At 61.1% G+C, this 20,555-nt stretch carries 17 protein-coding genes and 3 pseudogenes; 9 read left to right on the forward strand and 11 right to left on the reverse strand.

Annotated features, from left to right (window positions below; all coding sequences use genetic code 11):
* Positions 1-7: 7 nt before the first annotated feature.
* The 5 genes and pseudogenes from ACYCCG_RS05525 to pcaR form a co-directional block, all read right to left on the reverse strand.
* On the reverse strand, positions 8-1,297 hold the full coding sequence (locus ACYCCG_RS05525) for an MFS family transporter (protein ID WP_176682640.1): 1,290 nt from the start codon (positions 1,295-1,297) through the stop codon (positions 8-10).
* A 187-nt stretch (positions 1,298-1,484) separates the two neighbouring features.
* Positions 1,485-2,690, reverse strand: a complete 1,206-nt coding sequence (pcaF, locus tag ACYCCG_RS05530; RefSeq protein WP_176682793.1) for a 3-oxoadipyl-CoA thiolase — start codon at positions 2,688-2,690, stop codon at positions 1,485-1,487.
* Positions 2,687-2,782, reverse strand: a pseudogene (locus ACYCCG_RS05535) (CoA-transferase subunit beta); the annotation flags it as partial. The pseudogene ACYCCG_RS05535 and the gene pcaF, both read right to left, overlap by 4 nt.
* A gap of 219 nt (positions 2,783-3,001) precedes the next feature.
* Positions 3,002-4,348 (reverse strand): aromatic acid/H+ symport family MFS transporter, encoded by a 1,347-nt coding sequence (locus ACYCCG_RS05540; protein WP_459669668.1) that lies wholly within the window; start codon positions 4,346-4,348, stop codon positions 3,002-3,004.
* 320 nt (positions 4,349-4,668) lie between these two features.
* The gene (gene pcaR / locus ACYCCG_RS05545; protein ID WP_404701500.1) at positions 4,669-5,544 is read right to left on the reverse strand and encodes a pca regulon transcriptional regulator PcaR; all 876 of its coding nucleotides are present in this window, start codon (positions 5,542-5,544) and stop codon (positions 4,669-4,671) included.
* A 481-nt stretch (positions 5,545-6,025) separates the two neighbouring features.
* On the opposite strand from pcaR, the gene ACYCCG_RS05550 reads away from it, so the two are divergent.
* A complete protein-coding gene (locus ACYCCG_RS05550) occupies positions 6,026-6,226 on the forward strand; it encodes a hypothetical protein (RefSeq protein WP_003251937.1) in 201 nt (66 codons plus the stop codon).
* A 311-nt stretch (positions 6,227-6,537) separates the two neighbouring features.
* Positions 6,538-8,010, forward strand: coding sequence for an inorganic phosphate transporter (locus tag ACYCCG_RS05555; protein ID WP_252459893.1), 1,473 nt, complete (start codon positions 6,538-6,540; stop codon positions 8,008-8,010).
* 121 nt (positions 8,011-8,131) lie between these two features.
* On the opposite strand, the gene ACYCCG_RS05560 is transcribed toward ACYCCG_RS05555, so the two are convergent.
* Positions 8,132-9,607 (reverse strand): helicase HerA-like domain-containing protein, encoded by a 1,476-nt coding sequence (locus tag ACYCCG_RS05560; protein ID WP_176682638.1) that lies wholly within the window; start codon positions 9,605-9,607, stop codon positions 8,132-8,134.
* A 169-nt stretch (positions 9,608-9,776) separates the two neighbouring features.
* Between ACYCCG_RS05560 and ACYCCG_RS05565 the strand changes: the two are divergent.
* The 5 genes and pseudogenes from ACYCCG_RS05565 to ACYCCG_RS05585 form a co-directional block, all read left to right on the forward strand.
* A pseudogene (locus ACYCCG_RS05565) lies at positions 9,777-10,793 on the forward strand (cache domain-containing protein); the annotation flags it as partial.
* Between the two features lie 261 nt (positions 10,794-11,054).
* Positions 11,055-11,651: pseudogene (locus ACYCCG_RS05570) on the forward strand (methyl-accepting chemotaxis protein); the annotation flags it as partial.
* A gap of 167 nt (positions 11,652-11,818) precedes the next feature.
* Positions 11,819-12,940: a glycosyltransferase family 4 protein gene (locus ACYCCG_RS05575; protein WP_209963709.1), complete on the forward strand. Its 1,122-nt coding sequence runs from the start codon at positions 11,819-11,821 to the stop codon at positions 12,938-12,940.
* A complete protein-coding gene (locus ACYCCG_RS05580) occupies positions 12,933-13,697 on the forward strand; it encodes a DUF2334 domain-containing protein (protein ID WP_459669670.1) in 765 nt (254 codons plus the stop codon). Before ACYCCG_RS05575 ends, ACYCCG_RS05580 begins: the two co-directional genes overlap by 8 nt.
* Entirely contained in the window at positions 13,694-14,686 is a 993-nt protein-coding gene (locus ACYCCG_RS05585) for a lysylphosphatidylglycerol synthase transmembrane domain-containing protein (protein ID WP_209963704.1), read from the forward strand. Before ACYCCG_RS05580 ends, ACYCCG_RS05585 begins: the two co-directional genes overlap by 4 nt.
* On the opposite strand, the gene ACYCCG_RS05590 is transcribed toward ACYCCG_RS05585, so the two are convergent.
* Positions 14,592-14,825 carry a hypothetical protein gene (locus ACYCCG_RS05590; RefSeq protein WP_245354948.1) on the reverse strand — a complete coding sequence of 78 codons (234 nt, stop codon included), beginning with the start codon at positions 14,823-14,825 and terminating at the stop codon, positions 14,592-14,594. The two genes, ACYCCG_RS05585 and ACYCCG_RS05590, sit on opposite strands and share 95 nt — an antisense overlap.
* A 92-nt stretch (positions 14,826-14,917) precedes the next feature.
* Positions 14,918-15,769, reverse strand: coding sequence for a formyltetrahydrofolate deformylase (purU, locus tag ACYCCG_RS05595; protein WP_023378897.1), 852 nt, complete (start codon positions 15,767-15,769; stop codon positions 14,918-14,920).
* Positions 15,770-16,052: 283 nt separating this feature from the next.
* Between purU and mvaT the strand changes: the two genes are divergently transcribed.
* Entirely contained in the window at positions 16,053-16,430 is a 378-nt protein-coding gene (gene mvaT / locus ACYCCG_RS05600) for a histone-like nucleoid-structuring protein MvaT (RefSeq protein WP_176682633.1), read from the forward strand.
* A gap of 73 nt (positions 16,431-16,503) precedes the next feature.
* Here mvaT and sbcB read toward each other — a convergent pair whose 3' ends face one another.
* The 3 genes from sbcB to ACYCCG_RS05615 form a co-directional block, all read right to left on the reverse strand.
* The gene (sbcB, locus tag ACYCCG_RS05605; RefSeq protein WP_209963702.1) at positions 16,504-17,937 is read right to left on the reverse strand and encodes an exodeoxyribonuclease I; all 1,434 of its coding nucleotides are present in this window, start codon (positions 17,935-17,937) and stop codon (positions 16,504-16,506) included.
* Positions 17,938-17,994: 57 nt separating this feature from the next.
* Positions 17,995-18,354 (reverse strand): PilZ domain-containing protein, encoded by a 360-nt coding sequence (locus ACYCCG_RS05610; protein ID WP_176682631.1) that lies wholly within the window; start codon positions 18,352-18,354, stop codon positions 17,995-17,997.
* Between the two features lie 123 nt (positions 18,355-18,477).
* Positions 18,478-18,864, reverse strand: coding sequence for a tol-pal system YbgF family protein (locus ACYCCG_RS05615; protein WP_003251914.1), 387 nt, complete (start codon positions 18,862-18,864; stop codon positions 18,478-18,480).
* Between the two features lie 180 nt (positions 18,865-19,044).
* On the opposite strand from ACYCCG_RS05615, the gene pyk reads away from it, so the two are divergent.
* The gene (pyk, locus tag ACYCCG_RS05620) at positions 19,045-20,499 is read left to right on the forward strand and encodes a pyruvate kinase (protein ID WP_021785800.1); all 1,455 of its coding nucleotides are present in this window, start codon (positions 19,045-19,047) and stop codon (positions 20,497-20,499) included.
* Positions 20,500-20,555: the final 56 nt, after the last annotated feature.

Here is a 20,555-nt window from a genome sequence, read left to right on the forward strand (position 1 = left end):
AGCGTCCTTAATCATCATGGTGCAGATACGCCGCCTGCTTCGGCAGGCGCAGGCTGAACAGGAAGGCAATCGCCATCATCGCCGTCACGTACCAGTAGAAAGTGTTTTCCATCCCGAGGCTTTTCAGGCCCAAGGCCACATACTCGGCCGAACCGCCGAATGCTGCGTTGGCCACCGCATAGGCCAGGCCCACACCCAGTGCCCGCACCTGTGGCGGGAACATCTCAGCCTTCACCAGACCGCTGATCGAGGTGTAGAAACTGACGATACACAGGGCCAGGCTGATCAGCACGAAGGCCATGATCGGGCTGGTCACGGTTTTCAGTGCCATCAGCAGCGGCACTGTGCACAGGGTACCCAGCGCACCGAACAGCAGCATCGAATTGCGCCGACCGATGCGGTCGGACAACATGCCGAAGAACGGCTGCACCACCATGAACAGAAACAACGCCCCGGTCATCACGTAGCTGGCGTTCTTGGCTGTCATGCCCGCAGTGTTGACCAGGTACTTCTGCATATAGGTGGTGAAAGTATAGAAAATCAGCGAGCCACCAGCGGTGTAGCCAAGCACCGTGATGAACGCCGCTGCGTGATTGCGGAACAGGCCACCGATCGAACCTGCATCCTTGTCATTACGGGCTTCGGCGCTACTGGTCTCGTGCAGCGAACGGCGTAGCATCAGCGAGATCAGGGCGGCGATGGCCCCCACCACGAAGGGAATGCGCCAGCCCCAGGCCCGCAGTTCATCTTCAGTCAGCAGCTGTTGCAGGATCACCACGACCAGTACCGCCAGCAACTGGCCGCCGATCAGGGTGACGTACTGGAACGAAGCAAAGAAACCACGCTGCCCACGCAGGGCCACTTCACTCATGTAGGTGGCCGTGGTGCCGTATTCGCCTCCTACCGACAGGCCCTGGATCAGCCGGGCCAGCAATAGCAGCGCCGGGGCCCAGGTGCCGATGCTGGCATAGGTGGGCAGGCAGGCGATCATCAGGGAGCCGAAGCACATCATCAGCACCGAGATCATCAGGGAATTCTTGCGACCATGACGGTCGGCGAGACGGCCGAAGATCCAGCCACCAATGGGGCGCATCAGGAAGCCTGCGGCAAATACACCCGCCGTGTTCAACAGTTGCACGGTGGGGTCGTCGGAGGGGAAGAAGGCTGGGGCGAAGTAGATCGCGCAGAAGGCGTAGACGTAGAAATCGAACCATTCCACCAGGTTGCCTGACGAGGCACCGACAATAGCGAAGATGCGCGAGCTGCGCTCTTCGCCGGTGTAATAGGTTGAGGTCATGAGGGTTTTACTCCTGGTGGGTACCAGGTAAATCTAGACATACCTGGTAACACACTCGTTCCGCTATCTGGCTGGCAATTGGCCTTATGTCTCACAGGACAGGCCTCTTCGTGGGCAAGCCAGCCCCCACAGGGGATTGCGTGGATCCCTGTGGGAGCTGGCTTGCACGCGAAGAGGCCGGTACAGGTCAAACCCGCTCGATGGCCAGCGCCAGACCTTGGCCGACACCCACACACATGGTCGCCAGGCCTTTACGCCCACCACTCTTCTCCAACTGGTGCAGCGCAGTCAGCACCAGGCGCGCACCGCTCATGCCCAGCGGGTGGCCCAGGGCAATGGCGCCGCCATTAGGGTTTACCTGTGGCGCATCGTCAGCGACACCCAGTTCACGTAGCACTGCCAGGCCTTGGCTGGCAAACGCTTCGTTAAGCTCGATCACGTCGAAATCACTTACCGCCACCCCCAGACGCTCGGTCAGCTTGCGCACCGCCGGCACCGGGCCAATGCCCATGACACGTGGAGCAACGCCGCCGCTGGCCATGCCCAGAACGCGGGCACGCGGGGTCAGGCCGTGTTTCTTCACCGCTGCGGCCGAGGCCAGGATCATCGCCGCAGCACCGTCGTTCACGCCCGAGGCGTTGCCGGCGGTGACCGTCTTGTCCGGGCCGTTGACCGGTTTGAGCTTGGTCAGCGCCTCCAGCGTGGTTTCCGGGCGCAGGTGTTCGTCACGTTCGACGATGATTTCGCCCTTCTTGTGAACGATACGCACCGGCACAATTTCTTCGGCGAAGAAGCCGGCAGCCTGCGCAGCGGCAGCCTTCTGCTGACTGCGCAGGGCGAACGCGTCCTGGTCAGCACGCGAAACCTGATAGTCGTCAGCCACGTTGTCGGCGGTTTCCGGCATTGAATCCACACCATACTGGCTCTTCATCAGCGGGTTGATGAAACGCCAGCCAATGGTGGTGTCTTCCAGCTTCATGTTGCGCGAATAGGCGCTTTCAGCCTTGCCCATGACGAACGGAGCGCGCGACATCGACTCGACGCCACCCGCAATCACCAGTTCCATCTCGCCGCTGGCGATGGCGCGGAAAGCGGTGCCGATGGCATCCATGCCCGATGCACACAGGCGGTTCAGGGTGACGCCCGGGATGCTTTCCGGCAGGCCGGCCAGCAGCAACGCCATGCGGGCGACGTTGCGGTTGTCTTCACCGGCCTGGTTGGCGCAACCAAAGAACACTTCGTCTACCTGGTCCCACTGCACGCCTGGGTTGCGCTCTACCAGCGCCTTCAGCGGCACGGCTGCCAGGTCGTCGGCCCGTACGCTGGCCAGGGCGCCGCCGAAGCGGCCGATCGGGGTACGGATGGCATCACAGATGAATACGTCGTGCATCAGGCTTCTCCTGCCAGCTGGCCATGGGCCGCGGCGGTACGGGCGTCGAGGTCACACATGGTGGACAGCTCGATTGGGGTGGGTTCGGAAATGGTCTGCGCGTGGCATTTGGAGGCTCCTGGTCAGGGTGCTTCGGTGAACCCAGATTAAGGAGACTGGTAGGTACCTTACAATCCGATAATCGACTATCTGTGCGATTAACGAACCATTTGTTGCGCGGCTATCCAGGGCAGCTGTGCGCCCTGATCGCAGCACAACGCCGCTCTGCCGGAGCAGCCTTGTGCTGCAAATGGGCCGCAACGCGGCCCTTGCCCTCAGGTCGCGTCAGCGTGGCTGACCAGCCCCTTGACGACCACACCCACGGTCGCCAGCGCCGCCGGCACCAGCAACGCCGTCAGCACCTGTTCGAAGTTCCAGCCCAGGCCCAGCAGCGTGGCGCCACTCCAGGCCCCGAGAATCGCACCAAAGCGGCCAATACCCAGCATCCACGATACACCCGTGGCCCGGCCCTGGGTGGGATAGAAGCGTGCCGCCAGCGATGGCATTGCCGACTGCGCACCGTTCACGCACATACCGGCGACGAGTACCAGCGTGGCTAACACGGTGATGTTGCCCAGGCTCTGCCCCACTGCGTAGGCGAACACCCCGGCCAGCAGATAGAAAATGCCGATCACCTTGTGCGGATTGAAACGGTCCATGGCCCAACCCACGCCGACTGCACTTAGCACTCCGCCAAACTGGAACAGCGCGCCAATGAATGCGGCTTGTTCCATGCTCGCACCACTGTCACGCATCAGGGTTGGCAGCCAGCTGGTCAAGAGGTAGACAATCACCAGACCCATGAAATAGGTCAGCCACAGCAGCACGGTACCCAAACCGTACGTGCCAGAGAAGATCACCGCGAACACGTTGCGTGCAGCCACCGCCTTTTGCTCCGGCACGCTGAAACTGCCTGCCTCGGCCACCACTTGCGGCGCGATTGGCGACAAGGTCTTGCGCACCTTGTCGGTGCCGCGGTTGCGCACCACCAGGAACCGCGCCGACTCCGGCAGCCAGACCATCAGCACCAGCGCCAGCAGCAACGGCAGCACGCCACCGATGACCAGCAGGCTGTGCCAGCCGTAGGCCGGGATCATCTTGGCGGAAATGAAGCCACCACCCGCCATGCCCAGGTTGAAGCCACAGAACATGCTGGTCACCAGCAGCGACTTGAGGCGCTCCGGGGTGTATTCGGACAACAGCGTGGTGGCGTTGGGCATGCCTGCACCCAGCCCCAGACCAGTCAGAAAACGCAGCACCAGCAACTGGTCGACGTTGGAGGCATAGGCCGAGGCCAGGCTGAAGCCACCGAACACCAGCACGGCCACCACCAGCACGCCTTTGCGGCCAAAACGGTCAGCCAGCGGCCCGGACCCCAGGGCGCCAAATACCATGCCGATCAACGCGGCACTCATGACCGGCCCAAGGCTGGCGCGATCGATCCCCCACTCTTGCGACAGTGCCGGGGCGATGAAACCCATGGCAGCGGTGTCCAGGCCATCGAGGAAGACGATCAGGAAGCACAGCAGCACGACCCGCCACTGATAGCGGGACAGCGGCTGCTGATTGATGAACGACTGAACGTCGAGGCTTTTGCCGACGTTGGTTTGCGCTTGGTTCATTATTGTTATCCAGAATGTGGGGCACAGTCAGGCCATTGCACGCGGGCAACCGGTACAAGGGCGATGATTGGGGTATATGGCCTGGGTCAGCCTGGATACAACGGTACTGCATGCGGGTGCGGCCGCAGCAGCGAGATGACAGTATTCATGCGTAAGTGCCTCTTGTGTTTTTCTTGTTCGGTCGGCTAGCCGACCGTTGCGAGAGACATTAATCAGCGGGCCGGGGTGACGCAATTCACCCGGCACGACACTGTGCGTTTATCGCACAAGAAACGGTTTTGCCTGTTCTGATCCGGGGCCGCAAAGTGCTCCCTGCGGTCTCAACCAAACAACTGATGGCAAAGGTCCCGGCTGGCTGCCAGCAAAATCGGCAAGAACCGCTGCTCCAGCTCACTGCGGGTCACCCGCCCGACATGGGTACTTACATTCAACGCAGCCAACACCTGCCCCGAAGCGTCGTACACCGGCACTGCAATCGATCGCAGCCCCTGTTCCAGTTCCTGGTCCACCACGCACCAGCCTTGGGCGCGCACCTGCTGGATGCAGGCAAACAACGACTCAGGGTCATTCAGGGTACGGCTGGTGCGCGCCTTGAGGTCGGCACGTTCCAGGTACTCACGCAGGCTGGTGTCGTCCATGGCCGCCAGCAGAATGCGCCCCATCGACGTGCAATAGGCCGGCAGGCGCCCACCCACCGACAGATCGACCGAGATCAGCCGCTCGACCGTGGCCGAGCGGGCTATATAAAGGATGTCGTCACCTTCGAGGGTGGCCATGTTGGCCGCCTCATGCAACTGGTCGCTGATGCGATCCAGGTACGGCTGGGCAGAAATTGCCAGCGGCGTCGACGACAGGTAGGCATGCCCCAGGGTCAGCACTTTGGGCAGCAGCGAATAGGTACGCCCGTCGGTGGTGGCGTAACCCAGCTTGATCAACGTGTGCAGGCACCGGCGCACGGCTGCGCGAGGGATTTCGGTACGGTGGCTGATCTGGGCGATGGTCAGGTGACGCTTGCGCTCCTGGAATGCCTGGATCACGGCCAGGCCACGTGCCAGAGAGGTCATGAAGTCAGGGTCACCGGTAAAGGCCTGGATGCGCTTGGCCGGGGAAGCCACGATCGGCGGCGCCATGGCAGCCGAAGCAGGTCGCGCCACTTCCGCACTGCCGGAATCATTGTCCAGGGTTTCGTCACTCATCGCACACCTCAAAAAAAACACCGGTTCGTGCGATTATCGAACAAACGGCCGATAATCGCAATTGACCGCCGACACGTTTGCTTATACCTTTCCCATGCCACTTGTGGCTTCTTTGGAGAGACTGGTCAGGTACCCACCGTAGAAGTCCCCAGGCAACGGCCTCGCCTTTTCGGGCGAGGCCGTTTTTCATTACGCCCTGCCCTGACAATGCAGCGAACTTCTATCTGTCAATCCTTTCAAACTTGTACGAAAGGTCCCAACTGTTCGCGGGCACATCCTGCTAGTTACGCCAGATGATGTCAGGGTTGAGTAAATTAACGATGTTCGGCGAATTATCGGTTGCTATAATCGATTGCGCAGGCCCTCCGCTTACCGTGGTCATAGAACCTTCCGCTTTATCAAGCCGTTGCGGCCAGCAAGGCAATATGCATGTGGCACAATGCATGACAACAGTCATTACACTTTTTTTCAGGTACTGCACGTGACGAAAGATGAACTGCGCGCGGAACTCGAGCGCCAGGCTGAACGTTACAAGGATGTTTATGGTGGCGAAGTCACCACTTACGCCGCACAACCGGATCCGGAACGCAAACCCTGGCGCAAGCGTGCCAGCGTTCGCGACCAGGCCTTCAGCCAGGAACTGGAACGCATCGAAAAAGAACTGCGCAGCGACAACCCCTGAGTCTCGGGGCCCCTGCGCGTCGTCGCCCGGTCAGCCCGGGCGAGGTCGATCTTTACTGTCTGGCCGATGATGAAATGGAATTACACAAATTTCATACGGCCGTTTGAAATTCTGCAAAATGGACATTTCTCAACATTTAGGCCATTTTTCGCCATGATTTTCGACTTTTAGCCGCCATTTACCCCACTAAACGCCCCCCTCTGCACGACACGCTTGCACCATGAAGGCTGTCATCTGTCTGTTGCAAGTGCATCGATTGCAAAGGTTTTCTGGCATAATCCCGCCCCCCTATGACCCGCCAGACAACCTTCATGATCGATTTATTCAGCGGACTGGATGCCTGGGTGTTGGTGAGCCTGCTGCTCGCCTTGACCTTCGTACTCGCCTTCGAGTTCATCAATGGCTTTCATGACACCGCCAACGCGGTAGCTACCGTCATCTATACCAAAGCCATGCCACCGCACCTCGCCGTGTTCTTCTCCGGCGTGTTCAACTTCCTTGGCGTTCTGCTCGGCGGTGTAGGGGTGGCCTATGCCATCGTGCACCTGTTGCCGGTAGAGCTGCTGATCAATGTGAACACCGGACACGGCCTGGCCATGGTCTTCTCGTTGCTGGCCGCGGCCATCACCTGGAACCTGGGCACTTGGTACTTTGGCATCCCCGCCTCCAGTTCGCACACGCTGATCGGCTCCATTCTCGGCGTCGGCCTGGCCAACGCCCTGATCAACGACATTCCGCTGGGCGACGGCGTCAACTGGCAGAAAGCGATCGATATCGCCATGTCGCTGGTGGTCTCGCCAATGGCCGGCTTCGCCGTTGCTGCCCTGGTGCTGATCGGCCTGAAATGGTGGCGCCCGCTGTCGAAGATGCACAAGACCCCGGAACAGCGCCGCAAGCTCGACGACAAGAAGCACCCGCCCTTCTGGAACCGTCTGGTCCTGGTGGTTTCCGCCATGGGTGTGAGCTTCGTGCACGGCTCCAACGACGGCCAGAAAGGCATCGGCCTGATCATGCTGGTGCTGATCGGTATTGTCCCGGCCAAGTTCGTACTCGACCTGAACAGCACTACCTACCAGATCGAGCGTACTCGCGACGCCACGCTGCACATGAGCCAGTTCTACCAGCGCAACGCCGCCACCCTGGGCGAGTTCCTGGCACTGGGCAAGGCCAAGGCCAGCGACCTGCCGGAGCAGTTCAGCTGCAACCCTCAGCAGACCGAGCCGACCATCGCTGCGCTGCAGACCTCGCTGAAGGGCGTGACGGACTACCACAGCCTCGATGCCGATAAGCGCGTTGAAGTACGCCGCTACCTGTTGTGCCTGGATGACACCGCGAAGAAGGTTGGCAAGCTGCCAGGCCTGGATGCTCGTGAAAAGTCCGACCTTGAAAAACTGCGCAAAGACCTCACCGCCACTACCGAATACGCCCCGTTCTGGGTGATCGTGGCCGTTGCCCTGGCCCTTGGCCTGGGCACCATGGTTGGCTGGAAGCGCGTCGTGTTGACCGTAGGCGAGAAGATCGGCAAGCAAGGCATGACCTATGCACAAGGCATGTCGGCCCAGATCACCGCAGCCTGCGCCATCGGCATGGCCAACGTATTCTCCCTGCCGGTGTCGACTACCCATGTGCTGTCGTCCGGCGTGGCCGGCACCATGGTCGCCAACAAAAGTGGCCTGCAAGGCGGTACTGTGAAGACCATCCTGCTGGCATGGGTCCTGACCCTGCCTGCCTCGATGGGCCTGGCGGCCGGCCTGTTCTGGCTGGCGTCCAAAGCCATTGGCTGAGTGACACCGCGATGAATGAAGGCGCCTCCGGGCGCCTTTTTCATAGCCGTTGCTCCTGTGCCGCCCTGTTCTTTGCCGAAGCAGCCTTGCGCTCCTGAAGGCATGGGGCGGCGCAGGAAGACTACCTTTTCTTGCTCCCTAACAACGATCCCATCAACCCGCGCACCAACTGCCGCCCCAACTGGTTAGCTGCCTGGCGCACTGCCGACTTGATCGCCTGCCCCGCTGCACTCTGCAAGAATTCGCCAGCCTTGTCGGCAAAACTCTCTTCATCCGCCTTCGGTTGTGGCGCCGGTTCCACTGGCTCGCCCTTACGCTGGCTCAGCATTTCATAGGCAGACTCACGGTCCACCGGTTTGTCATAGCGCCCCGCCAATGGCGAAGCGGCAATCAGCGCACTGCGCTCAGTCGCGCTCAGCGGCCCTATACGCGACTGCGGCGGTGCAACCAACACCCTCTGCACGATGGCCGGCGTCCCCTTTTCCTCCAATGTACCCACCAGCGCTTCGCCAATACCCAGTTCGGTCAGCACTGCCAGGGTGTCGAACGCCGGGTTGGGGCGGAAACCATCGGCTACCGCCCGCAGCGACTTCTGCTCCTTGGCAGTGAACGCCCGCAAGCCGTGCTGAATGCGCAAGCCCAACTGGGCCAGCACCGCGTCGGGCAAGTCTCCCGGCGATTGGGTAACGAAATAGACCCCCACTCCCTTGGAGCGGATCAGCCGGACCACTTGCTCAAGACGGTCCTGCAAGGCCTTGGGCGTGCCGTTGAACAGCAAGTGTGCTTCATCGAAGAACAGCGCCAGCACCGGCTTGTCGGCATCACCGCGCTCGGGCAACTGCTCGAACAGTTCGGCCAGCAGCCACAACAGAAACGTCGCGTATACCTTAGGTGCTTCGTGCACCAATCGGCTGGCATCGAGCAGGTGGATACGCCCACGGCCATCCGGATCAGTGCGCAGCAGATCCTCCAGTTGCAATGCCGGCTCGCCGAACAGTGCCTCGGCGCCCTGCTGCTCCAAAGTAGCGAGCCGGCGCAACAAGGCCTGGGTGGAAGCCGTGGTCATCAGCGCGCTGTCTTCGCCGAGCAGCTGCGGGTTGTCCTTCAGATGCGCCAGCAGGGCTTTGAGGTCTTTGAGGTCCAGCAGCAGCAGGCCTTCGCGGTCGGCCACCTTGAATGCTGCATATAGCGCAGCCTGCTGGCTGTCGGTCAGTTCCAGCAAGTTGCCCAGCAGCAACGGCCCCATTTCACTGAGGGTGGTGCGCAGCGGGTGGCCAGACTGCCCCTCGATATCCCACAAGCTCACCGGATAGGCCCGGGGCGTATGCCCCAGCCACGGCATGCCGGCGATACGCTCAGCCACCTTACCCTGTGGCGCACCGGCAGCCCCCAAACCACAGAGGTCGCCTTTGACATCGGCGGCGAACACCGCCACCCCTGCGTCGCTGAACACCTCCGCCAAGTGCTGCAGGGTGACGGTCTTGCCGGTACCGGTTGCGCCAGCCACCAGACCGTGGCGGTTGGCCAGGCGCATCGCTTGCCCGACTGGCTGGCCATCCGGCCCCGCTCCTACAACGATGGTCGAATATTCCGACATCTTTTTAATCCTCTGCTCAAGCTTTAGCTTAATTCGGCCGATACCTGTGGGTGATATTCGCCTTAATAGAGAGGAACAACCGAAAGGGGACTTCTCGGGATGTTGCACAACCTACGGCTCCACTCGTGCGAACGCCTGATATAGAACCTTAGCGGAACCGATTACGCCCATGAACAAAAGCCTTCGTTTCAGCCACAAGATTCTTTTGGCGGCATCACTGATCGTGATCCTCGCCTTCAGCCTTTTCACCCTCTACAACGATTACCTCCAGCGTAATGCGATTCGCGAGGACCTGGAAAACTATCTGGCTGAAATGGGCACCTCCACGTCGACCAATATTCGCAACCTGTTCGAGGGCCGGATAAAACTGGTGGAGAACCTGGCGCAGAACATTGCCCAGGACCCGGCCAGCGCCGAAACCCTGATGGGCCAGAATGCGCTGACCTCCAGCTTCCTCACGGTCTACCTGGGCAAAGTCGACGGCGGTTTCAGCGTGCGCCCGGACGCGAAGATGCCCGACGGCTACGACCCGCGCACCCGCCCTTGGTACAAGGACGGCATGAACGCCAGCGGCGCGACCCTGACCGAACCTTACATCGATATGACCACCAACAAGATGGTCATTGGCATCCTCAACAAGGTCTCCAGCAGCGTTGGCGTGGTCGGCGGCGACCTGGCCCTGGACGGCCTGGTGCAGATCATCAACTCGCTGAACTTCGGCGGCATGGGGTACGCCTTCCTGGTCAACGACCAGGGCAAGATCCTGGTGCACCCCGATAAAGATCTGGTCATGAAGTCGTTGTCGGACCTGTTCCCGCAGCACACGCCGAAACTGACCGGTGAGCTGACCGAAGTGCAAAGCGATGGCCAGACCCGCCTGCTGACCTTCAGCCCGATCACCGGCCTGCCGTCGGCGAACTGGTACATCGGTCTTTCGGTGGACAAGGACAAGGCCTTCTCGATGCTCAGCACCTTCCGCACCTCTGCGGTGATCGCCACGGTAGTGGCGGTGGTGATCATCATCGGCCTGCTCGGCTTGCTGATCCGCGTGTTGATGCAACCGCTGCACACCATGACCCGCGCCATGGAAGACATTGCCGAAGGTGAAGGCGACCTTACCAAGCGCCTGCACATCCACAACCACGACGAGTTCGGTGTCCTCGGCAACGCCTTCAACCGCTTCGTCGAACGCATTCACAGCAGCATTCGAGAAGTGTCCTCGGCCACCGAACAGGTCAACGAAGTGGCCCTGCGGGTGATCAGTGCTTCGAACTCGTCGATGACCAACTCCGACGAGCAGTCGAACCGCACCAACAGTGTCGCTGCCGCCATCAACGAACTGGGAGCTGCAGCTCAGGAAATTGCCGGCAACGCCGCCCAGGCTTCGCAGCACGCAACCTCCGCGCGCCTGCTGGCAGAAGAAGGCCAGCAAGTGGTCGAGCGCAACATTGCCGCGATGAACCGCCTGTCCGACCTGATCGTTACATCCAGCGCGCACATCGAAACACTGAACAGCAAGACCGTGAATATCGGCCAGATCCTCGAAGTGATCACCAGCATTTCCCAGCAGACCAACCTGCTGGCGCTGAATGCTGCCATCGAGGCAGCCCGCGCCGGTGAGGCCGGGCGTGGCTTTGCCGTGGTCGCCGACGAGGTGCGCAACCTCGCGCACCGCACCCAGGAATCGGCGCAGCAAGTGCAAACCATGATCGAAGAGCTGCAGGTCGGTGCCCGCGAGTCGGTCGATACCATGGACCAGAGCCAGCGCCACAGCCAGGACAGCATGCAGATCGCCAACCAGGCGGGTGAGCGACTGGACAGCGTTACCGTGCGCATTGGCGAGATCGATGGCATGAACCAGTCAGTGGCCACTGCCACCGAGGAGCAGACCGCCGTGGTCGAGGCGATCAACATGGACATCAGCGAGATCAACATGCTCAACCAGGAAGGCGTGGAGAACCTGCAAGCGACCCTGCGCGCGTGCTCCGACCTCGAGCAGCAGGCTGGCCGCCTGAAGCACCTGGTGGGCAGCTTCCGTATCTGATAGCTGCTACACCTTCGCCTGGCGCAGCCTTCTTGCTGCGCCAGGCACTGCGCATTTCCCCCTCTCAAACTGATCGAACAAACTATCCTTCTGATAGGTCCATCTTTAGGCGTGTCATCGCCGGCAATTCGACGCTGGATGACAGACCCGAAGACGATCCCGGAGGGATGCTGATCGTGCACATCGCCGACATCACCATGTTCTACGCCCCGGCCAGCGGTGGCGTACGTACCTATCTTGATGCCAAACATCACCGTCTCGACGCCATTCATGGCGTACGCCACAGCCTGTTGATTCCCGGTGCCAGCGCCCAACACGCCGATGGCATCTACCAGGTGCCTGCGCCGCCCTTGCCGTTTGGCAAAGGCTACCGCTTTCCGGTACGCCTGGCCCCCTGGTGCAACACACTGCGCACGCTCAAGCCCGACCTGATCGAAGTCGGCGACCCCTACCTGACCGCCTGGGCGGCGCTGGAAGCACGGCGCCAACTCGACGTACCAGTGATCGGTTTCTACCATTCCGACCTGCCGTTACTCGTCAGCAACCGCATGGGCAACTGGTTCGCCCCCAATGTCGAGGCCTACGTCAGCAAGCTATACGGCAATTTTGACCGGGTACTGGCCCCCAGCCAGGTGATGGCCGACAAATTACGCCGTTTGGGCGTGCGCGATGTCCATGTGCAGCCACTGGGCGTTGACCTTGCCACTTTCCACCCCGCCCGGCGCGACCCACATGTACGTGCCGAACTGGGCATTGCCGACACCAGCCGCCTGTTGATCTTTGCCGGCCGCGGCTCGCGGGAAAAGAACCTGCCGGTGCTGCTTGACTGCATGCAGCAACTCGGCGCCCCCTACCACCTGTTACTGGTAGGCTCGAACATGCCGGCCAGCGTGCCGCACAACGTCAGCGTCATCGATCACTTCTGCCCGGCTGCAGAGGTGGCCCGGCTGATGGCCAGCGCCGACTTGCTGGTGCATGCTGGCGACCAGGAAACATTCGGCCTGGTCATTCTCGAAGCGATGGCCAGCGCCACGCCCGTGGTGGCCGTGCGCGCCGGTGCGTTCCCTGAAATCATCAACGAACAGTGCGGCCGCCTGTGCATGCCCAACGATGGTCGGGCCATGGCGTCAGCCGTGCGCGAGGCGTTCGAGGCAGGTGTACGCGAGCTCGGTGTGCAGGCCCGTCACCATGTAGAGCAACATTATTCATGGGACAACGTGGTGGCTGGCCTGCTGCAGCACTACCAGGCCGTGCTCGGCCACCAGCCACAGGTGCGCGCCCATGCTTGAGCCCTCCACGAGCCAGCGCAGCCTCATGCTGGTGTTGCATGATGTTGCCCCGGAAACCTGGCCGGACTATGAACCGTTCGTAGAGGCCGTGGACGCGCTGGGCAACGTGCCAATGACATGGCTGGTGGTCCCGGACTTCCATCGGCGTAATCCGCTGCACCGGGCACCTACGTTCTGCCGCCTCCTGGATGCACGCCTGGCCAAAGGCGACGAGCTGGCACTTCATGGCTATGCCCATGCTGACGAAGGACCCACACCGCGCAGCCCCGTCGACTACTTCATGCGGCGCATCTATACGCATGAAGGCGAGTTCTACAGCCTTGATGAGGCCGAAGCGCTGGCCCGCCTACAGGAGGGCCTGGCACTGTTCGAGGGCCAAGGTTGGCCGGTGGCAGGGTTTGTCGCACCAGCCTGGCTCATGAGCCAGGGCACACGGCAAGCGCTGTGCCGCCTGCCACTGAAATACACCAGCACACCGCAGCATCTGTACCGCTTGCCGGACTTTACGGCCATTGATGCGCCAGGCCTGGTCTGGAGCGCCCGGAGCGCATGGCGTCGCAAACTGTCCCGCACGCTCTGCGACTGGCAATGCCAGCGCTGGCGGGGTGCAAGCACGTTGCGCATGGGACTGCACCCTGTAGACATGCGTCATCGCTCATCCCGCGACTATTGGCTGCGCACGCTGGAAAAACTGCTCAAGGAGGGCCGTGAACCGCTGACCAAATCCGCCTGGCTGGAGCGCCAGGGGGCCGCATGAAGCGCTGGGCCTGGCTGGCGCTGGCATTGCTGGGTGCAGCACTGGTGCCAGCGTTGCTGGGTGGTAGCGAACTGCTGCCGAGGCTGAGCCGGTTCGACCCGCACCTGATGATCATGCTGCTAGGCATGATTCTGTTGTGCTGGGTCATCAATGCGCTGCGCCTGCGCCTGTTGCTGGGTGAGCAGGCGAAACAGTTGAGCCATGCTCGCAGCCTGGGCGTTGTCATGGCCACCGAGTTTGCCATCTGCACCACCCCTGGCGGTAGTGGTGGGCCGCTTACCCTGATGGCCCTGCTGGCGCGAGACCGCATCTGCCCGGCGCGCAGCGGCGCCGTCTTTGCCATGGACCAGTTGAACGACCTGGTGTTCTTCTTCTGCGCAATGCTGGCAATTGCCGGCTACGCGCTGTTCCACAGCCTGGGTCGCAGTCAGGAAAGCATGTTGCTTGGCAGTGCGTTACTGCTGTGCACAGCGTTGGCCGGGGTGATCGGGCTGTTGCGCTACCGGCGCCCGATAATGCGCATGAACGGCAGGCTGTTGCAGCGCATGGGGATGGGCCACCCGCGCAAACGTCGCTGGGCGCGCAAACTGCTGCACTTCGTCGCAGCACTGGCGCAGACCTGGCGCCTGCCCAAGCGCACGCTGAGCCTGGTGTTCACCCTGACCTGCGCCCACTGGGGGCTGCGCTACAGCGTGCTGTACCTGGTGCTGCGAGGCTTGGGGGTAGACCTGCAGTGGATTCCCAGCTTCCTGGTGCAGATGCTGTCGCTCAGCGCCGGCCAATTCAGCCTGCTGCCTGGTGGGGCCGGGGCCGCCGAGCTGACGTCGGCCAGCCTGTTGACACCCTTGGTGGGCAGTTCGACCGCCGCTGCGGCAATCCTGATATGGCGGGCGGTTACTTACTACTTTTATCTGCTGGCTGGGGGGCCGGTGTTTGTCTGCCTGCTGGGGCGTCCGCTGCTGGAACGCTGGCGGCGTCAGGCGGGTTGAGCTGCTGCCAGAGTTCGGCGGCGCCGGGGAAGTCGGTGCCATCCGTGTCATCCAGGGCTTCAGGGTCGTAGCGGGCCAGGCAGCCTTCGCCAAGGGTCGGTGGAGGTGAGGCGGCGGGGTTGTTGCGTTGCCTGGCCATTAGCGTTTCACCCAAGATTGCCGGGGCGCTTTGCGCCCCTGTCGCGACGGGGCTGCACAGCAACCCAGAATCTCACAGCAAGCCCGATGGCGTCAGTCGAACACCACCGTCTTGTTACCATGCACCAGCACGCGGTCTTCCAGGTGATAACGCAGGCCACGGGCCAGCACCATCTTCTCCACATCACGGCCAAAGCGGACCATGTCCTCGATGCTGTCGGCATGGCTGACTCGCACCACATCCTGCTCGATGATCGGGCCGGCGTCCAGCTCTTCGGTGACGTAATGGCACGTCGCGCCGATCAGCTTCACCCCACGCAGGGCGGCCTGGTGGTATGGCTTGGCGCCGACGAACGACGGCAGGAAGCTGTGATGGATGTTGATCACCTTCTCGGCATAGTCCTGGCACAGTTGTGGCGGCAGGATCTGCATGTAGCGGGCCAGTACCACGACGTCGGCGGCATGCTCCTGCACCAGACGCGACACTTCGGCAAAGGCCGGGGCCTTGTCCTTAGGGTCGACCGGTACATGGAAGAACGGAATACCGTGCCACTCGACCATGCTGCGCAGGTCGTTGTGGTTGGAAATCACGCAAGGGATCTCGCAGTCCAGTTCATCGGTGTGCCAGCGGTGCAGCAGGTCTGCCAGGCAGTGCGACTCGCGGCTGGCCATCAACACCACACGTTTTTTCTGTGCCGAGTCGGTAATGCGCCAAGTCATGGAGAACTCTTCAGCGATCGGCGCAAACGCCTCACGGAAAGCTTCGATACCGAACGGCAGCGACTCAGCGCGGATTTCATGACGCATGAAGAACCAACCGCTCTGCTCATCGGAGTGGTGGCTGGCTTCGTTGATCCAGCCATTGTACAAGGCCAGGAAATTACTGACTTTCGCCACGATGCCTACACGGTCGGGGCAGGCGATCACCAGACGATAGGTGCGCATGAATGAGACTCCAGAACTTCGCAAAGGCGCCTATTCTAGCGGTCCGCCAGAAAAAACGCAGTATTGATCGCTGCCGCGATGGCATATGCAGGCGCGAAACGCTGCAAGGGCGCTGTCTGACAGACATGACGAATCGCCTGGGCCGTATGTAAAATTTTGTTCACGTAGAGAAATGCTGTCACAGCTTAATTAACAGTTAATTGCCCATTCTTATGTTTACTTGCGAGTATTGCCTGTCTATTATTGGCCCACACATTTCTGAACACGCATTAAGGAACACTCCATGTCCCTGATCAACGAGTACCGCGCTACCGAAGAAGCCATCAAGGAACTTCAGGCCCGCCTGGCCAATCTGTCGCAGGATGACAAGCTGAAGAAAGAACTGGAGTTCGAAGGCAAACTGCGCACACTGATGGGCGAGTACTCCAAGTCGCTGCGCGACGTGATTGCCCTGCTCGACCCAGAGTCGAAACTGAGCAAGGCACCTCGTGGTTCGGTCAAGACTACCGGCACCAAGCGTGCGCGCAAGGTCAAGCAATACAAGAACCCGCACAACGGTGAAGTGATCGAAACCAAAGGCGGCAACCACAAGACCCTGAAAGAGTGGAAAGCCACTTGGGGCGGCGACGTGGTTGAAAGCTGGGCAACCCTGCTGGACTGATTATCCGCATACGCCCTCTTGCTTCGCACAACAAAAACGCCGGCACATTGCCGGCGTTTTTGTTTACCAGCCATCAGCCGATTGAATAGTTTTCCTGCAATTGTCGAGCATGCATTTGCCAGGCCTCCAACACCCGCCTGCCCGCCTCGTCGGCGCCCTCCCAGGCTTGCTGGCGTGCTCGTTCGAAGTCGCCCAAGGTATTCGGCGCGCCCCACTGCGGGTCGCTCAGGCGTTGCTGGCAGAAGCCATACCAACGTTGCCGCTCTTCGCGGGTCAAGGTTTCAGGGAAGTTACGTGCCCGATAGCGGAAAAACAGCTCCGGCAAACGCGAATCATCGAACATCCAGTGGCCATGGCTCAACTGCGCCGGTTCCAGCGCACGCACTTGCTCGCATAAGCGCCGGTCGCGGTCACCTATAAAACCATCATACAACTGCTGTTCCGGGTCCTCACTCGGGGCGAACTCGTCCTTGCCATAGATGTGTTCCAGCTTTTCCTGCCATTGCCCCTGCTGACTGGCCAATTGTTCGCCGCGCGACTGTAACAACGTCAAGTCCAGGCCCAATCGTTGTTGATCGACCGGGCGCAATACCGACAGCGGCGCCACTACCGGGCAACGATTGATCTGCACCAATTTGAGCGGTACCGGTAATTCACCTTCAGCCAATTCATCATGCCGGGTGTACAAGCGCTGACGTAAAACTTCAGCACTTTCCCGCAGTAACGGTAGGGTTTCCTGATGCAGGTCGCAGACAATCAGTGCATTGCGATTACGCGGGTGCCAGGCCAATGGCAATACGACCCCCAGGTAATTGCGCGCCGCCGAAAAACGCCCGGATATATGCACCAGTGGCTGCAACAAACGGATCTGCTCCATCACTTTATGCTTGCTGCGCAACTGAAACAGCCAGTCATATAACTTGGGTTGTTTCTGCCGAATCAGGCGGGCCAGGGCAATGGTTGCCCGCACGTCGGAAAGCGCTTCGTGGGCATGCCCGTGGTCAATGCCATTGGCCTTGCTCAGCAGCTCCAGACGCAGGCTGGTGCGCCCGTCCTGTTGTGGCCATTGAATGCCTTCCGGTCGCAGGGCATAGGCGGTGCGCACAATATCAATCAGGTCCCAGCGGCTATTGCCTCCCTGCCATTCACGGGCATACGGATCGAAAAAGTTGCGGTAAAGGCTGTAGCGGGTCACTTCATCGTCGAAGCGCAGGGTGTTGTAGCCGGCACCACAGGTGCCCGGTTGCGCCAGCTGGGCATGCACACGAGTCATGAACTCGGCTTCGCACAGGCCCTGCTCCGCCAGCAGCTGCGGCGTGATACCTGTCACCAGGCAGGCCGCCGGGTGCGGCAGGATGTCGTCCGACGGCCGGCAATAAAGGCTGATCGGCTCGTCGATCTCGTTGAGGTCGAAGTCAGTGCGCACGCCGGCCACCTGCAGCGGCCGATCGCAGCGCGGGTTGATGCCGGTGGTTTCATAGTCGTGCCAGAAAATGCTGGAGGTCACGGGGTCGTCCTGTATCGAGGTCGACCCGATTCTAGCGCGATTGTGAAGAACGAACGTTCAGACGGGCGCGTTGGCGGGGCGGAAACTGAAATAATCGCGCAACGAACGGACGAAATCATCGTACTCGCGCGGAGACTGCAACAGCATGAAGCCCGAATCGTAGTGCCCAGGCGTCTGGTCCTCGCGGCACCACAGGCAACTGGCAGTGAGGTTGACGAACTGGTGCCCGCCGCCATGCAGGGGCATACGCAGCTGCAGCTCGTAATCGGGCCCGACCAGCACGGGTAGCTGGCTGATGACCATCAGACCATTTTCAGAGGCATTGCCTAGCTGACCGATCTCCTGACCGGTAAAGCGGTTGAACACCTTGAGGACACAAGGTAGCTGATGACGTTCGATGTTGCGCTTGTTGAACATGATCGCGGGTGTATTCCGTACCTGATGCCAGGAATACAAGGTACTGGCGGTTGTTGTAACAACTGAGTTACAGATTAGCGCAGCACGCGCAGCAAATCTCGTGAAATAAACCACACCTTTGTGTTAGCGCCAAGGTACGGTCGTCACCGGGTTGGCCACGGCCGTTTCTGCACCGCGCAAATGGCCGAGTTTTTCCAGTGTCTGCAGACGCGCTCGGGCGCGATAGGCATATTCGTTGCCTGGGTATTGCTGGATCAGGTACTGATAGGTCTGCGCCGCGTCCACGTACAACGCCTGACGCTCCAGGCACTGGCCGCGCAGCAGTGACACTTCGGGATGGATGAACGGCCGGGCCCGGCTGGTGCGATCAACCTGCGACAGTTCGAGCATGACCCGCGCGCAATCGCCGCGGTCGTAAGCGCGGTAAGCATTGTTCAAGTGGTGGTCCATGGACCAGCGGGTGCAGCCGACGGCGCTGGCGGCCAGGGCTAAAACGATCAGGGCTCGCATGGGGATCTCCTTTGATGCCAGTGTATCGGCGTTTGCCTGCAAATCTTCACACCCTTTTGCAAGGATACCCTGCGCCGTTCAAATGCCACCCTGCCCTGGGCGTAGGTAGTGCAACGGAACAATGACTACAGCGAGATTCAGGAGTAGCCTTTCGCTGCGCTTCACTATAGGAGTCTGTGCATGAGCATCCGCCGCACCAAAATCGTCGCCACCCTTGGCCCCGCCAGCAACTCGCCGGAAGTGATCGAACAACTGATCCTCGCCGGCCTGGACGTGGCACGTCTGAACTTCTCCCACGGCACGCCGGACGAGCACAAGGCCCGCGCGCGCCTGATTCGTGACATCGCCGCCAAGAACGGCCGCCATGTTGCACTGCTGGGCGACCTGCAGGGTCCGAAGATCCGCATCGCCAAGTTCGCCAACAAGCGCATCGAACTGAAGATCGGTGACAAGTTCACCTTCTCCACCGCCCACCCGCTGACCGAAGGCAACCAGGACATCGTCGGTATCGACTACCCCGACCTGGTCAAGGACTGCGGCGTTGGTGACGAACTGCTGCTCGACGATGGCCGTGTGGTCATGCGCGTCGAAACCGCCACGGCAGACGCCCTGCACTGCGTGGTGATCATCGGTGGCCCGCTGTCGGACCACAAAGGCATCAACCGTAAAGGTGGTGGCCTGACCGCACCGGCCCTGACCGAAAAAGACAAGGCCGACATCAAGTTGGCTGCGGAAATGGACCTGGACTACCTGGCCGTGTCCTTCCCGCGTGACGCCAGCGACATGGAATACGCGCGCAAGCTGCGTGACGAAGCCGGCGGCAGCGCCTGGCTGGTGGCCAAGATCGAACGCGCCGAAGCAGTTGCCGATGACGAGACCCTCGACAAGCTGATCGCCGCCTCCGACGCGGTGATGGTTGCTCGTGGTGACCTGGGCGTGGAAATCGGCGACGCCGAGCTGATCGCCATCCAGAAGAAGATCATCCAGCACGCCCGCCGCAACAACAAGGCAGTCATCGTGGCGACCCAGATGATGGAGTCGATGATCCAGAACCCGATGCCGACCCGCGCTGAAGTGTCCGACGTGGCCAACGCCGTGCTGGACAACACCGATGCGGTGATGCTGTCGGCCGAAAGCGCCGCCGGTTCCTACCCGATCGAAGCGGTCCAGGCCATGGCACGCATCTGCCTGGGTGCCGAAAAGCACCCGACCAGCCAGAAGTCCAGCCATCGCCTGCACACCACCTTCGAGCGCTGCGACGAAAGCATCGCCTTGGCGGCCATGTACACTGCCAACCACTTCCCGGGCGTAAAGGCGATCATCGCCCTGACCGAAAGCGGCTACACCCCGCTGATCATGTCGCGCCTGCGCTCGCATGTACCGATCTTCGCCCTGTCGCCGCGCCGCGCCACCCAGGCGCGCGCCTCGATGTTCCGTGGCGTGTACCCGATTGCCTTCGACCCGGCCGCGCTGCCGGCCGACAAGGTGAGCCAGGCGGCGGTCGACGAGCTGCTCAAACGTGGCCTAGTGGAGCAAGGTGACTGGGTGATCCTGACCAAGGGTGACAGCTACCACACCATCGGTGGCACCAACGGCATGAAGATTCTGCACGTCGGTGATCCGCTGGTCGGTTGATCCACTCTTTCACAGCACAAGGCTCAAGCGCAGCCTTGTGCTGCGAAGAGGCCCCG

This window comes from Pseudomonas sp. VEM90, from assembly GCF_054611535.1.